The organism is Streptomyces sp. NPDC001093, from assembly GCF_040298985.1.
GTDB lineage: Bacteria > Actinomycetota > Actinomycetes > Streptomycetales > Streptomycetaceae > Streptomyces.
On record NZ_JBEPBF010000057.1, the window covers coordinates 1 to 13,829 of the forward strand.

Sequence of the window (13,829 nt, forward strand, 5' to 3'; positions counted from 1 at the left end):
CGTGCGTGTTTTTGCGCTTTTCCCACCCCCCGCTCCCTTCCGCCCCGAACGCGCGCCTCCCTTTCACGCCCCACTATCCGTAGCGCCCCCCGCGGGGGGGCACGGCGATCGCCGTGCCCCGCGCGGGTGTTCAGCGGGTGTTCAGTGGGCGGGTGTGAGTTCCTGCCCCGCCTCCATCGGGTGCGTGACGTCCTCGGCCTCCCTGCCCCTGCCGATGTGGTTGAAGAGGAGGTTGAGGACGACGGCCGCGACACAGCCGGTGGAGATGCCGGAGTCCAGGACGATCCTCGCCGTCTCGGGGAAGGCGTGGTAGAAGCCCGGCACGGTGATCGGGATGATGCCGACCGCGAGGGAGACGGCGACGATCAGGACGTTGTTGTCCTTCTCCAGGCCGGCCCGGACCAGGGTCTGGATGCCGCTCGCGGCGACCGAGCCGAACAGGACGACGCCGGCGCCGCCGAGGACCGGGCGCGGGACGACCGCGATGAGGGAGGCGGCCATCGGGCACAGGCCCATCAGCACGAGGAAGCCGCCGCCGACCGCGACGACGAAGCGGCTGCGGATCCTCGTCATGGCGACGAGGCCGATGTTCTGGGCGAAGGCGCTGCACATGAAGCCGTTGAACAGCGGGCTGAGGGCGGAGCCGAGGGTGTCGGCGCGCAGGCCGGCCGCGATGGTCCTCTCGTCCGCGGGGCGTTCGACGATCTCGCCGAGCGCCAGCATGTCGGCGGTGGACTCCGTCATGGAGACGACCATCACCACGCACATCGACAGGATCGCCGCGATGTGGAAGGTGGGGGCGCCGAAGTGGAAGGGGGTCGGGAAGCCGACGACGGCGGAGTGCGCGACGGGGCTGAAGTCGGTGACGCCGAAGGGGATCGCGAGGAGCGTGCCGATGACCAGGCCGAGCAGGACCGCGATCTGCTTGACGAAGCCGCGGGTGAACCGGCGCAGCAGCAGGACGATCAGGAGGGTGACGGCGGCCAGGGTGAGGTTGGTCGTCGAGCCGTAGTCGTGCGCGGCGGGGTTCGGTCCCTGGGCCCAGCCGAAGGCGACCGGGAGCAGGGAGACACCGATCAGGGTGATGACCGAGCCGGTGACGACGGGCGGGAAGAAGCGGACCGCCCTGCTGAAGAAGGGGGCCGCTATGAAGCCGAGGAGGCCGGCGACGATGACCGCGCCGAAGATCATCGGCAGGGCGTCGGACTTGTCCTTGGCGGACGCCGCGATCGCCGTCATGGGGGCGACTCCGGCGAAGGTCACGCCGTTGACGAAGGGCAGGCGGGCGCCGATCTTCCAGAAGCCGAGGGTCTGCAGGAAGGTTGCGAGCCCGGCGGTGAACAGACAGGCTCCGGTGAGGAAGGTGAGCTCTTTGCCGGACAGGCCTACGGCCGCGCCGACGATCAGGGGCGGGGCGACGACTCCCGCGTACATGGCGGCCACGTGCTGCAGGCCGCTGGTCGCCATTTTGAGGGCGGGGAGTTTTTCGTCAACAGGGTGGGCGGCCACGGCGGCTCCTCCGGTCGGGTGACACGTCGCCGTCGACGTGGGTCGACGTGGGTTTCATGGAGGTGGTGCGTGTGGTCGTGCGGGACCGGGACGGGGGCGCTGCTCGAGCGGGTCGAGCGGTGACCGTTCCGGGGCGCGTGCGTGCACACGCGCCCCGGAGACGGCTGCCGTGGACCCCGCTCGGGTCCACGGACCCCGGCCGGGAGCCGTCCCTCCCGGCCGGAGCGTTCCGGCAGGCGGCCCGTCCGGGCCATCCTGCCGAGACCTCCGGCGAACGCCCGCACCGGGCGACCACCGCGTCCTGCGGCACGCCGCCCGTACGGGGCGGCCTGCCAAGTCTCCTGACGAGTCACCCACGAGGGGCGACCGCCACGTCCTCCGGCAAGCCGGCCGCATGATCCGGCCTGCCAAAACCTCCGACGGGCACCCTTACGGGACGACCGCCAAGTCCTGCGGCCCGCCACCCGCGAGGGACGACCGCCGAGTTGTCCGGCAGACCGGCCGAATGCATCGGCCTGCCAACTCCTCCGGCGAACGCCCGCACAAGGCGACCGCCACATCTTCCGGCCCGCCACCCGCCAGGTGACCGCCGAGTTGTCCGGCAGGCCGGCCGCGTGATCCGGCTCGCCCGATGCTCCGGCGACGGACCCTTGTGGGGCGACCACCGAGGCTCCTGGCAAGCGCGCCACAGGGCCACTTGCCGAGGTCTCCGGCGAACCGCCCGTACGGGGCGACCGCCAGGTTTGCCGGCCGGCCGCTGGTGGCGGTCGCCGGACGCTTCGGCGTGTCCCGCGGCTTCGCCGAAGTGTCCGGTGGGCCGGGCGCAGGCAGGGCCGGCCCACCGGCGTATGCGTGGGGATCAGGCCTGGGCGCTGATCCGGGCGAGGCGCTGGGCCTCCTCGCGGGTGGTGCGGGCGATGGCGTCCTCGTCGACGGTGGTCAGGCGGCCGTTGTCGACGATCTGCTCGCCGTTGACGAAGGACGCGGTGACCGGGGCCGCCGCGCCGAAGACCAGCGCGGTCACCGGGTCGGCGATGGAGGCGTGGGCGAGGGTGTCCATCCTCCACAGCACCACGTCGGCCAGCTTGCCCGGCTCCAGCGAGCCGATCTGGCCGTCCCGGCCGAGGACCTGCGCGCCGCCGTAGGTGCCGAGCCGCAGCGCCTGACGGGCGTTCAGCGCGGCCTCGCGGTGGGCGCCGAGCCGGTTGATCAGCAGGGCGTTGCGCAGCTCGGTGTGGAGTTCGCCGGACTCGTTGGAGGCGGTGCCGTCGACGCCGAGGCCGACCGGGACGCCGGCCTTCAGCATGTCGGGGACGCGGGCGATACCGGCGGCGAGGCGGGCGTTGGAGGACGGGCAGTGGGCCACACCGGTCCTCGTCCGGGCGAACGCGGCGATGTCGGAGTCGTTCATGTGGACGCAGTGCGCCATCCACACGTCCTCGCCGAGCCAGCCGGTCGACTCGAAGTAGTCGGTCGGGCCCATGCCGAACAGCTCGTGGCAGAACTTCTCCTCCTCCACGGTCTCCGAGCCGTGGGTGTGCAGCCGTACGCCCAGCCGGCGCGCCAACTGCGCTCCCTGCTTGAGGAGTTCGGTCGACACCGAGAACGGGGAGCAGGGGGCCACGGCCACCTGGGTCATGGCGTCGAAGGAGGCGTCGTGATGCTTCCGCACCGTCTCCTCGGTCGCCGCGAGCGCGCCCTCCAGCGTCTCCACGGCGAAGTCCGGCGGCAGGCCGCCGTCCTTCTCGCTGCGGTCCATCGAGCCACGGGCCAGCGTGAAGCGGACGCCCATCTCGGCGGCGGCCCGGATGATCGAGCCGGACAGGTCGCCGGAGCCGTGCGGGAAGACGTAGTGGTGGTCCATGGCGGTGGTGACACCGCCGCGGGCCATCATGGCGAGGGAGCCCTGCGCGGCCGTGTAGGTCATCTCCTCGTCGATGCGCGCCCAGGTGGGGTAGAGCGCGACGAGCCAGTTGAACAGGTTGTGGTCGGTGGCCAGGCCCCGGGTGATCCACTGGTAGAAGTGGTGGTGGGTGTTGACCAGACCGGGCGTGGCCAGATGGCCGCTCGCGTCGATCCGGCGCACCACGTTCTGAAGGCCCTCGGGGGCCCGGCCCGCGCCGACGGACTCGATGCGGTTGCCGGCGAGGACGAGGTGTCCGGAGGCGTACTCGGTGTCGCCCGCGTCCACGGTCGCGATCGCGCAGTTCTCGATGACGATGCGCTGGGCTGCCGATGGTGCCATCGTGCTTCCTTGTCTATCGGTGGCGGCCCGTGGAGGGGGAGTGTCCACGGGAGGGCACGGCAGGACCCTAGGAGGATTTGAGTGCCGGAGCCGGTAGGCGGCTCCGGGTGCCGAGGTGATGGAAGAACAGGTTGAGCAGGACCGCGGCGAGCGCGCCGGCGCTGATCCCGGAGCCGAGCACGGTCCGCGCCCAGGCGGGGAAGCCGGCGTAGAAGTCCGGCGCGGCCGGCGGGATGATGCCGGCGACCAGCACCGCGCCGTAGATCGCGGGGAGTTGGTGGCCCCTGCCGTTGGTCTCGGCGATCGCGAGGATCGGGGCGATGCCGGCGGAGGAGGCGGCGTTGACGAAGGGCAGCCGGTTGCCGACGAGACCCCTGACGCCGATGGTCTGCAGGAGGGTGGCGACGCCCGCGACGATCAGGCTCGCGGCGATCAGCCGGGTGCGGGCCGCGATGTCGAGTCCGCAGGCCTGGCCGATGATGAGCGGAGGAGTGACGACGCCTGCGTACATGGCGGCGATGTGCTGGAGCGCGGCGGGGACGAGCCGCGCGGGGCGGAGCTTCTCGTCCACCGGGTGCACGGACGTGGCGGTGTCCTCGGTGTGCACCGGCGGGGTGGAACAAGGGGTGTGGGCCGACCCCTTCGCAGGCTGTGCCATGGTGTTCCCTCCGGTGTGGCGTGCCCCCGGCCCGGTGGGCGGGTCCGGGGACACGCGTCCCGCGTCAGAGGTTGGTGAGGTCCACCGGGATCCGCGGCTCACAGCCGTCCCGGAGGATGGTCGCCTCGATCAGGCCGTAGGGCCGGTCGGCGGCGAAGTAGACCTCGTTGTCGTTCTTGAGCCCGAAGGGCTCCAGGTCGACCAGGAAGTGGTGCTTGTTCGGCAGCGAGAAGCGGACCTCGTCGATCTCGCTGCGGTTGTTGATGATGCGCGCACCCATCTGGTACAGCGTCTGCTGCAGGGAGAGGGAGTAGGTCTCGGCGAAGGCCTGGAGCATGTGCTTCTTGACCTGCTCGTAGGACTTCTCCCAGTTGGGCATCTTCTGCTCGTCGTCGGTCCAGTTGAACCGCCAGCGGCCGGAGACCTGGGTCGCCAGGATGCGGTCGTACGCCTCCTGCAGGGTGGTGTACTTGTCCTTGACGTAACCCCAGAACTCCGAGTTCGTCGAGTTCATCACGACCAGGTCCTTCAGGCCGGAGACGACCTCCCACTTCTCACCGTCGTAGGTGACCTGGGTGACGCGGATCTCCTGGCCCTTGCGGACGAAGGAGTGCTTGACCTCGTCCGCGCCGATGAACCTGGAGTTGGCGTCGGAGGTCTCGATCCGCTCCCAGGCGTACTCCTCGATCCGGATCCGGGCGCGGTGGATCGGCTCCTGCGAGGTGACGAAGTGGCGGGCGAGGTGGATGCCGAACTGCTCGGCGGACTCGATGCCGTGCTCCTTGGCCTTCGCGTACACCGTGTTCTTGGTGGTGTCGGTCGGCAGGACGTTGGCGTTGGAGCCGGAGTAGTGGACCTCGTCCATGTCGCCGCTCAGCGCGACGGAGACGTTGAGGTCCTTGATGTGGTGGGTGGCGCCGTCCCGCGTGATCTTTACGACTCGGTTCTCGGCCTTGCCGTACTGGTTCTGTCCCAGGATCGTGGGCATGTTTCTGCTAGCTCCCTCGGTAAACGGAGTAGCCGAACGGGTTGAGCAGCAGCGGTACGTGGTAGTGCTCCCCGGGCTTCACGGCGAAAGTGATCGCCACCTCGGGGAAGAACACGACACCGCTGTCCCGATTCGCGGGGGCGTCCTGCTGCGCATCGGCTTGCTTTTTCTCGAAATACGGTTCGACGGCGAAGTCGAGCCGTACGTGGGTGGTCCCCTCCGGCAGTGCCGGCAGGTCCTTGCACCGGCCGTCGGCATCGGTCGCGCTGCCGCCGAGCGCCTGCCAGTCCCCTCCCTGCCCGGAGCGGGCGGAGAGCCGGACGGCGACGCCCTCGGCGGGGCGGCCGATCGAGGTGTCCAGGATGTGGGTGGACACGGAGGCGGTGGTGCTGGTGCTCATGGTGTCAGGCGTCCTCTTCGACGAGTCGGGCCAGTCGGATGCGGTTGATCTTGCCCAGCTCGGTGCGGACGATCTCCCGCTCCTGCTCCGGCGAGTTCCCGCTCCGCTCCTTGACCGCGTCGCGCATCTGCTCACCGGTGCGGCCGGTGGCGCAGATCAGGAACACATGGCCGAACTTCTCCTGGTAGGCCAGGTTGAGTTCGAGCATCTCCGCCCTGAGCTCCTCGGCGGCGCCGGCCATGCCGGCCTGTTCCCGTGCGGAGGTCGGGTCCCCGGGCCTGGGGCGCCCGATGGGCGGGTGCCCGGCCATCGCCTCCTCCAGGTCCGCGGTGCCGAGCTCGGCCATGGCGGCGTCACTGGCGGCGTAGAGCGCCTCGGGGGTGGCGTAGGGGCGGGCGGCGAGCAGTCGCCGGGCCCACGCGGTGGAGGCACACGCCTCGTGGAGGGCGGCGAGGGCCGCGCGCTCCTCCAGGTCGTTGAACCGGGCCAGGCCCGGGGGCGTGGAAGTCGAAGTCACGGGAGCCTCCGTGGCCGGATTCGGCCTTCGTGCTGAACGGGCTGCGAACAGCTAACGCCCTCCGAAACACAACGTCAACACTTTGTTGAAAATTCGGCCGCAACGCCACGGAACCCGTGGCGCCGGCTCAGGCACCCTTCTCCCGGTTGAGGTAGTTGTAGACCGTGAAGCGGCTCACCCCGAGCGCTCCGGCCACGGTTTCCACGCCGTGCCGGACGGCGAAGGCGCCGCGCGCCTCCAGTATCCGGACGACCTCCTGTTTCGCCTTGCGGTCCAGGTCGGCCAGCGGGCGGCCCTCCTTGCGCTCCATGGCGGCCAGGATGTGGTCCAGGGAGTCCGCGAGCTGGGGCAGGCGCACGGCGACGACGTCGACGCCCTCCCAGGCGAGGACGACGTCCTCGGGGCCGGCCTCGTCGGGCGGGATCATCTCCCCGCCCATGGCGTCGACCAGCCGTTTCACGGCCGTGATGAAGGGCTCGTCGCCGGCGCCGGTCATTCCCCCGCTCCGATCACGTTGACCTGCAGCGAGATCCGGGTGGCACCGGCTTCCAGGGACTTGCGCAGCAGCGCGTCCACGGCGGACAGCACCGCGCCGGCGCCACCCTCCGCCGTGTTGCCGAACGGACCGACGTCCACCGCGTCCAGCTCCGCGGCCTCGATCACCTCGCGGGCCGCCAGCGCGTGCGCGGGCGCCTCGTCCAGGTCGAAGGGCTCGGTCGTGAACTCCACTCTCAATCGCACTATGCCCCCATGGCATCGCTCCGACCTGCACCTTTACCCCGATCATCCCTCACGAGGGCACATCGGGGAACACTGTGGAGACACCGATCGACTGCTCTACAGCCGCGATGCACCGCAGGCCGATCAATTTCACGGCGACGGAGCCTCTTCGCCCGTCACGAGGCGACCCTAGCCGACCCGCACCCGCCTCCGCGCTCGCCAAGGACTCGGCCCGGCGGCCAGGGCCGCCTCGGCCCGAGGCACGCCGACTGCCCCGGCGCGGGAGGTGCGTCGGGGCAGTCCGTCGGCGTGATGGGTCAGCCGAGCGAGGTGAGGAGGGTGTTGAGTGCCTTGACCTCGGTGGCCTTGTCGGGGCTCGGGGCGCGCAGCGCCTTCAGGACGTGGTCGATCTCGTTGTCGAGGAAGTGCCAGGACTGCTCACTCTTGGGCTCAAGGGTGGTCTGGTCGTCGTCCCAAGCGGTCTCGAGGTCGGTCACGCGGGTGGTCGCGGCGGACTGCTTGCCCGAGTTGACCTTTGCGAGGGTGTCGGCCGCGATCGTGCGGAACTTCGCGATCTCAGCCGGAGGGAACGGCGACGTCGCCTGCTTCGGGGTGAGGTGCGCGGTCACAGGTGCGGGGGTGTCGGACTCGCTGGCCGCGGCCGCGTGGGGCTGGTGGTGTGCCCAGACGAGAAGCGCCGCGGTGGCGACCGCTACGACGGCGTAGTAACCGAGCATGATCCGCTCGCGCGCCGGGTTCGGCGTCCGCGGGGTGTGGGTCAGGTCATGGGTCTCGATGACATCGCTGCGGCTGAGCGTGAGGTACACGACCGTTGCGAGGATCGCGGCCAGGAAGATCACGCTGGTCATCGCGGTGCCGAGGCCCAGGCCGCCGTCGCCGCTGGGCGAGCCGAGCCAGTCGCCGAGGTTGGCGCCGAGCGGGCGGGTGAGGATGTAGGCCAGCCAGAAGGAGAGCACCGCGTTGGCGCCGACGCGCCAGGCCAGGACGATCGAGACGATCAGCCCGAGCGGCAGGAGCACGGAGACGCCCGGGGTCCAGCCGGTCAGGTCCAGGGTCCAGTCGCCGGTCGCGGTGCCGAGGGCGAACGTGACCAGGACCGCGAGCCAGTAGAACAGTTCACGCGGACGGGTGGTGATGGTGTGGACCGACAGGGTCCGCTCGCGGGCGTACCAGATCCCGAAGACAACGGCCAGGACGACGGCGAACACACTGCTGCTCAGCGCGAGGGGAACGCCCTGGCTGTCGGTGAGGATGTCGGTGTAGAGGGTACCGGTCACACTCACCACCACGACGGTGAGCCAGTACACGAACGGGATGTAGCGCTTGGCGCTGAGCTGCCAGCCCAGGACGCCCGCCAGAACGACGGTGAAGATCAATGCGGTGTTGATCAGGCCGACGCCGAGGTTCATGTTGATCCAGTCGGCGAAGCTCTCACCGACCGTGGTGCACAGGATCTTGATGATCCAGAACCAGATCGTGACCTCGGGAACCTTGTTCAGCATGTGCCTGGCAGGCGCCCGAAGACTTTCAGACGTCGTCGCAGTTGTCATGTAACCCTCGCATAGAACGGGCGGCAGTACGGAGGGGCGTCCCTCACGTCTGCGGAACGGTACCTGTCCACGAATTGCGTAGACCTGTGATGACCCTGGGGCAGCAGCCCTTGTCAGGCGGGATCTTGAGATGATCCTGCGTGCTGCAGGACACGCCTTACTGCCTGCTCAGCCCGGCAGGGAGGCGGCGGGAAGGCACTGGTGCCTCTCATGGGAGCCGCCGAGCAGGAGAGACTCTCCTGAGGAATTCGCGGAGCCGATTCGAGCGCCGGCCGGCGGAGTCGGCCGGAATTCAGGGAACTTCGTCCCGGAATTCAACCTGCGGAGCGCGTGAATTCGGCTCGGCCGCTCTCTCGTGCGGCTTTCCCTCCCCGCCGGACAGAGGCTCTCCCGTCACTCCCCCATCCAGTGCCGGAGAGAGGCGGTGGGGGCCCGACTCGGCCGGACGTTTCATGAGTCATACCGCCCGACTGTGCCACCGGGAACCTGAACACATCCTGACTGCCACCCTGTATCACTCGCCTGACTCGTGCGGCACGAGAAACACGGGCCGGAACCGGCCCCACGGCTCTGCCGGGAGCGACCGGCCCGGCTCGTGGCTCAGGCCGCACGACCCCACGCGCGCTCCGGTTCGATGGCATCCCGGCGGGTGACGGAGAGGTGGACGACCAGGGCGAGGATGACCGCCAGGAACAGAGCGCCGGTCACCACGGTGCCCAGGGCGAGGCCGCCGTCGCCGGTGGGCCGGGAGAGGTAGTCGCCGATCGAGGCGCCCAGCGGGCGGGTCAGGACGTAGGCGATCCAGAAGCTCCACACCGCGTCCAGGTCCAGCGCGAAGTGCGCGATGGCCACCGCGGCGATGGCCGCCGCGAACAGGACGGCGGACAGCCAGTAGCCGACGTCTATGCGCTCGGACACCAGGTCACCGGCCGCGGTCCCCAGGGCGAAGGTGAACAGGACCGCCAGCCAGTAGAAGGACTCGCGGCCGGCGGTGTCGACGTGGTGGAGGGACAGGGTCCGCTCGCGCCGGTACCAGAGGACGAAGACGACCGCGAGCACGAGCGCGAAGACCGTGCCGCTCGTCTCCGGCGGCACGCCCATGGCGTCGGTGAGGTGGTCGCTGATCAGCGTGCCGACGACGCTGATCAGCGCCACCGCCGGCCAGTACACGCCCGGCCGGTAGGCGCTGGAGCGGAACTGGACCAGCAGCACGACGGCCAGCAGGGCACTCATCAGCACGGACACACCGGTCAGCCCGAGACCGGCCTTCTCGTTCAGCAGGTCCGCCGCGGTCTCGCCGACCGTCGTGCACAGCACCTTGATGATCCAGAAGTGGACGGTGACCCCGGGCACCTTGTTCCGGCGCGGCCGGCCCCGAGAAGCGGGGGCCTGACCGGCCACCGGGACCACCTGACTCTCAGACGCTTCATCGGTCACACTGGCCGACCATGCCACCGGGCACCTGAACGCATCCTGACCGGGACGTGCTCTGCCCGTGCCGGGTCCCGGCCGCCGGCTGCGCCGCAGGCATGCCCTGCCGCCGGGGCCACTCGTCCCCCTACTCGGAGGGCCGGCTCGGCGCCGGTACCCGGAGAAACCTTCTGGCCTTGCGAGGGGAACCCGGGCGGGTGTCCGGTCCTGGGCGATACAGACGGTGCCGGGCGACGAGCTCAAGGGTCACCGCCACCGCGATGGCCTGCACGGCCATGAGCGCGATGAGGACGAACAGTTGCACCACTCCGGCCAGCACGGGGCTCGCCCCTCCGAGGAGCATGCCGACGAACGCACCGGGGAGCGTGACGAGCCCGACCGTACGCGTCTGATCCAGACCGGGCAGCAGAGCCTCGGAGGCCGCGGGACGTGCGATCTCCATGCGCGCGTCGCGGTCCGGGAATCCCAGCGCCATCGCGGCTTCCACCTCTCCGCGACGCTGGGACAGTTCGTCCAGGGCACGGCGTCCGGCGAGTACGGTCACGGTGAGTGCGCCACCGATGAGGATGCCCGTGACCGGAATCAGGGCGACACCCTTCAGAGGGACGAGCCCGGTGGCAAGGAGCGCCACGACGACCGGTACCACACCCGCGGCGATCGGGGCAGTCGTCAGCCACCACGTGTGGTTGCCGGTGATTCTCCGCCCGGCCGTGCGCACGGCCACCGCGAACATGACCACGAGGAACGCCAGGAGCCCCAGCACCGACTTGACGGCCCATGTGACGACCACCGAGACGAGGGCCAGCTGGACGGCGGCGCGGAAGCCGGCGAGGAGGATCTCCCGGGCCCGGCTCCTGTACGGGTGCGGATCGAGACGGAACCAGCCCGCCACGGCCGCCGCCACCAGCAGCAGAGCGGCGAGCAGGATGCCGAGGGTGGGGTTGACCGGTACAAGAGATGCCGCACACGACGTCACGATGTCCGCCTCGAGAAGCTGCTGTACGGGCCGATGGGGTGCGTGGGCCCCGACCTGACTGGCCGCGGCGGCCGACAGCGCAGTCTACGGGCCCCGGGTCCGGGAACGGGCACCGGTCTCGCGCTCGCCGGCGATCCGGCGGGCTCGTGACCGCCGCAGCGCAAGCCTGGCCGGCGCCGATGCTCCCCCGGCGACACCCCGGCTGCGGCACGCCCGACGGGCTGGGCAGCAGCCGAGGGTCACCGGGACGGCTCTCAGGCCTCTCCACCTGCCTGCCGGGGCATCAGCGCGCCGCCCTGCGGATGCCGGCCGGGGACGGTGGGCCGGTCGTGGGCGTGGGTGTGGGTGAGGTGCCACCACCGGTGGTGCCGCCGAGCAGCCCGCCGTCGCCCGTACCGCCGGTCGTGGTGCCGGAGGTGTCGGTGGGACTCGGGCTGACGCAATGCTTCTTCTGCCCGTGACACGGTCCGGTGGTGTGGCTCGGTGTGACCGGTGCGCTCGGGGTGGGCGTGGGCGTGCTCTGGGTGACGGTGGCCGAAGGGGTGGGTGAGGGTGCGCCGTATTCGTCGGTGCTCTGGCCCAGTTGGGGTGCGGGCGGGAACTGCCGTACGGGCTGTCCCTCGAGGGCGGCGGTCATGTAACCCGTCCACACCTCGGTGGGCATGTCGGCGCCGAAGACCTTGGAGTAGCCGCCGACGCCCTGCATCGACTGCAGGCCCGCGTTCTTCGGGTCCTCCTTGAACATGCTGACGGCCGTGGTCAGCTGCGGGGTGTAGCCGATGAACCAGGCGGACTTGTAGTCGTCGGTCGTACCGGTCTTGCCGGCCGTCGGGCGGCCCAGGGCCTGGGCATTCGTGCCGGTTCCGCTCTTCACGACCCCTTGCAGGACGTCGGTGACGGTGTCGGCGGTCGATGCGGGCATGGCCATGGTGCCCTTGGGCGCGTCGAACCCGGGCAGCTCCCGGCCGTCGGCGACGACCTTGGTCACCGAGTACGGCTCGTGCTGGACACCCTCGTCGTCGAAGGTGGCGTACGCGTCGGCCATGCGGATGGCCGAGGGGGTGGAGGTGCCGATGTAGAAGCCGGGGGTGTCGTACTGAAGGCTCTTGCGCAGCAGACCCGCCTTGAGGGCCTCTCCCTCCACGTTGCTGTAGCCGACGTCCTCTCCGAGCTGGACGTAGGGGGTGTTGACCGACTGCTCCATCGCCTTGCGCAGGGTGATGTAACCCCACTTCGTGGGCACGTCGTTGCGCTGGTGGAGGAGTCCGGTGGGGTCGCTGGAGTCCGGCATCTCCTGGCCCTGCTGGTTCTTGATGGTGATGCCGTCGTCACCGTTGAACTTGGAGGCCGGGGTGATCGGCGAGGCAGGCTGCCCGGGTGAGAGGACGGCGCCGTGATCGAGGGCGGCGGCCAGGTCGATGGGCTTGAAGGTGGAGCCGACCGGCACACCGGTGGCGTCGGCGTTGTCCGTCCAGTGGCCCTTGTCCCAGCCCGCGCCGCCGTACAGCGCCAGGACCGCGCCGGTGGACGGGTCGATGGACGCCGCGCCGACCTGGACGTCCTTGTCGGCCGAGCGGCGGCGGGGGTCGAGGTGCTTGTGCTCCATCGCCGCGACGGACGCCGACAGCGCGTTCACCTTCTTCTTGTCGAAGGTGGTGTAGATCTGGTAGCCGCCGTGGCCCAACTGCTGGTCCGTGAGGGAGGCGTGGGCTTCGACGTACTTCTCCGCGGTCTGCACCAGGTAGCCGGTCTGCCCGGACATCCCCGCCGACGGCGTGTAGGGCTTGGGCGTGGGGAACCCTGCGGCGAGGTACTGCTGCTCCTGGGCGCTGGTGATCTTGTTGATCTTGACCATGCGGTCCAGCACGTACTTCCAGCGCGCCGCGGCCTGAGCCTTGGCCTGCGGGTCGGTGTCGGCGTGCATCAGCAGGCTCGGTTCGTTGACCGTGGCGGCGATGAAGGCGCCCTGGCTGACGGTCAGCTGGGAGGCGTGCTCGTGGTAGTAGGCCCGCGCCGCGGCCTCGATGCCGTACGCGTCGCGGCCGTAGTAGCAGCTGTTGAGATACCCCTGGAGTATCTGCTGCTTGGACATCTGGCCACCGATCTTCAGGGAGATCATGATCTCCCTGAGCTTGCGGGTGACCGACTGGTCCTGGCTGAGGTAGGTGTTCTTCACGAACTGCTGGGTGATGGTGGACCCGGACTGCACCTCGCCGCCCGTCGCCATGTGGTAGACGGCGCGGAGCATGCCCTGCGTGTCGACGCCGGGGTCGGTGTAGAAAGTGGCGTTCTCCGCGGCCAGGAAGTCCCACTGCACCAGCTTCGGGACCTGGGCGAGGTCGACGTTCTGCCGGTTGGTCGACCCCTGCGTGGTCATCACCGAGCCGTCCGACCAGTAGTACGTGTTGCTCTGCGCCTGGGTGCTGGGGTTGGCGCTGGGGATCGTCGTCGTGGCGTAGGCGTAGCCGAAGAGGCCCAGCAGGCCGCCCAGGAACAGCAGGAAGGTGCCGGTCACCAGCTTCCACGACGGCAGCCACCGCCGCAGGCCACGCCTGCCCGCCCGCGGGTAGTCGATGAGGCCCCGCCGGGCGGGGCGTCCGGCCTGCGCACGGCGCATGTCCGCGCGGCCGGGGCGTCTGGCGTCCGCACGGGGCGTGTCCGCCGCGCGGCGGCCCCGCCCGTCCCCGGCCCGGGCAGCCCTGCGCGCCGCTGCCCGGCCGCCGTGCGGCATACCGTCCGAGCCGGACGGTCCGGTCCTCCCCGACGATCGGCGCCGGTGTTCACTCATACTCGCCACTCCTCGGCCAGGCATTC

Annotated in this window: 12 protein-coding genes; all 12 read right to left on the reverse strand. The window is 70.2% G+C overall.

Going from position 1 to position 13,829, the window contains the following annotated elements; all coding sequences use genetic code 11:
• Window positions 1–141 precede the first annotated feature (141 nt).
• Complete coding sequence (locus tag ABT288_RS26125) at window positions 142–1,509, reverse strand: nucleobase:cation symporter-2 family protein (protein WP_351612266.1); 1,368 nt, start codon at window positions 1,507–1,509, stop codon at window positions 142–144.
• Window positions 1,510–2,368: 859 nt separating this feature from the next.
• Complete coding sequence (locus tag ABT288_RS26130) at window positions 2,369–3,754, reverse strand: 8-oxoguanine deaminase (RefSeq protein WP_351612269.1); 1,386 nt, start codon at window positions 3,752–3,754, stop codon at window positions 2,369–2,371.
• A gap of 67 nt (window positions 3,755–3,821) precedes the next feature.
• Window positions 3,822–4,412 (reverse strand): solute carrier family 23 protein, encoded by a 591-nt coding sequence (locus ABT288_RS26135; protein WP_502972822.1) that lies wholly within the window; start codon window positions 4,410–4,412, stop codon window positions 3,822–3,824.
• Window positions 4,413–4,476: 64 nt separating this feature from the next.
• Window positions 4,477–5,400, reverse strand: coding sequence for a factor-independent urate hydroxylase (gene pucL / locus ABT288_RS26140; RefSeq protein ID WP_351612272.1), 924 nt, complete (start codon window positions 5,398–5,400; stop codon window positions 4,477–4,479).
• Between the two features lie 7 nt (window positions 5,401–5,407).
• Window positions 5,408–5,800: a hydroxyisourate hydrolase gene (gene uraH, locus ABT288_RS26145; RefSeq protein WP_351612275.1), complete on the reverse strand. Its 393-nt coding sequence runs from the start codon at window positions 5,798–5,800 to the stop codon at window positions 5,408–5,410.
• 4 nt (window positions 5,801–5,804) lie between these two features.
• Window positions 5,805–6,317 carry a 2-oxo-4-hydroxy-4-carboxy-5-ureidoimidazoline decarboxylase gene (uraD, locus tag ABT288_RS26150; protein ID WP_351612278.1) on the reverse strand — a complete coding sequence of 171 codons (513 nt, stop codon included), beginning with the start codon at window positions 6,315–6,317 and terminating at the stop codon, window positions 5,805–5,807.
• Window positions 6,318–6,444: 127 nt separating this feature from the next.
• A complete protein-coding gene (locus ABT288_RS26155) occupies window positions 6,445–6,813 on the reverse strand; it encodes a helix-turn-helix domain-containing protein (protein WP_351612281.1) in 369 nt (122 codons plus the stop codon).
• Window positions 6,810–7,058, reverse strand: a complete 249-nt coding sequence (locus ABT288_RS26160) for a hypothetical protein (RefSeq protein ID WP_351612284.1) — start codon at window positions 7,056–7,058, stop codon at window positions 6,810–6,812. Before ABT288_RS26160 ends, ABT288_RS26155 begins: the two co-directional genes overlap by 4 nt.
• Before the next feature lie 296 nt (window positions 7,059–7,354).
• Window positions 7,355–8,560, reverse strand: a complete 1,206-nt coding sequence (locus ABT288_RS26165) for a COG4705 family protein (protein WP_351612287.1) — start codon at window positions 8,558–8,560, stop codon at window positions 7,355–7,357.
• Window positions 8,561–9,208: 648 nt separating this feature from the next.
• Window positions 9,209–10,045, reverse strand: a complete 837-nt coding sequence (locus ABT288_RS26170; RefSeq protein ID WP_502972823.1) for a COG4705 family protein — start codon at window positions 10,043–10,045, stop codon at window positions 9,209–9,211.
• A gap of 121 nt (window positions 10,046–10,166) precedes the next feature.
• Window positions 10,167–11,015: an ABC transporter permease gene (locus ABT288_RS26175; protein WP_351612289.1), complete on the reverse strand. Its 849-nt coding sequence runs from the start codon at window positions 11,013–11,015 to the stop codon at window positions 10,167–10,169.
• 283 nt (window positions 11,016–11,298) lie between these two features.
• The gene (locus tag ABT288_RS26180; RefSeq protein WP_351612290.1) at window positions 11,299–13,803 is read right to left on the reverse strand and encodes a transglycosylase domain-containing protein; all 2,505 of its coding nucleotides are present in this window, start codon (window positions 13,801–13,803) and stop codon (window positions 11,299–11,301) included.
• Window positions 13,804–13,829 lie beyond the last annotated feature (26 nt).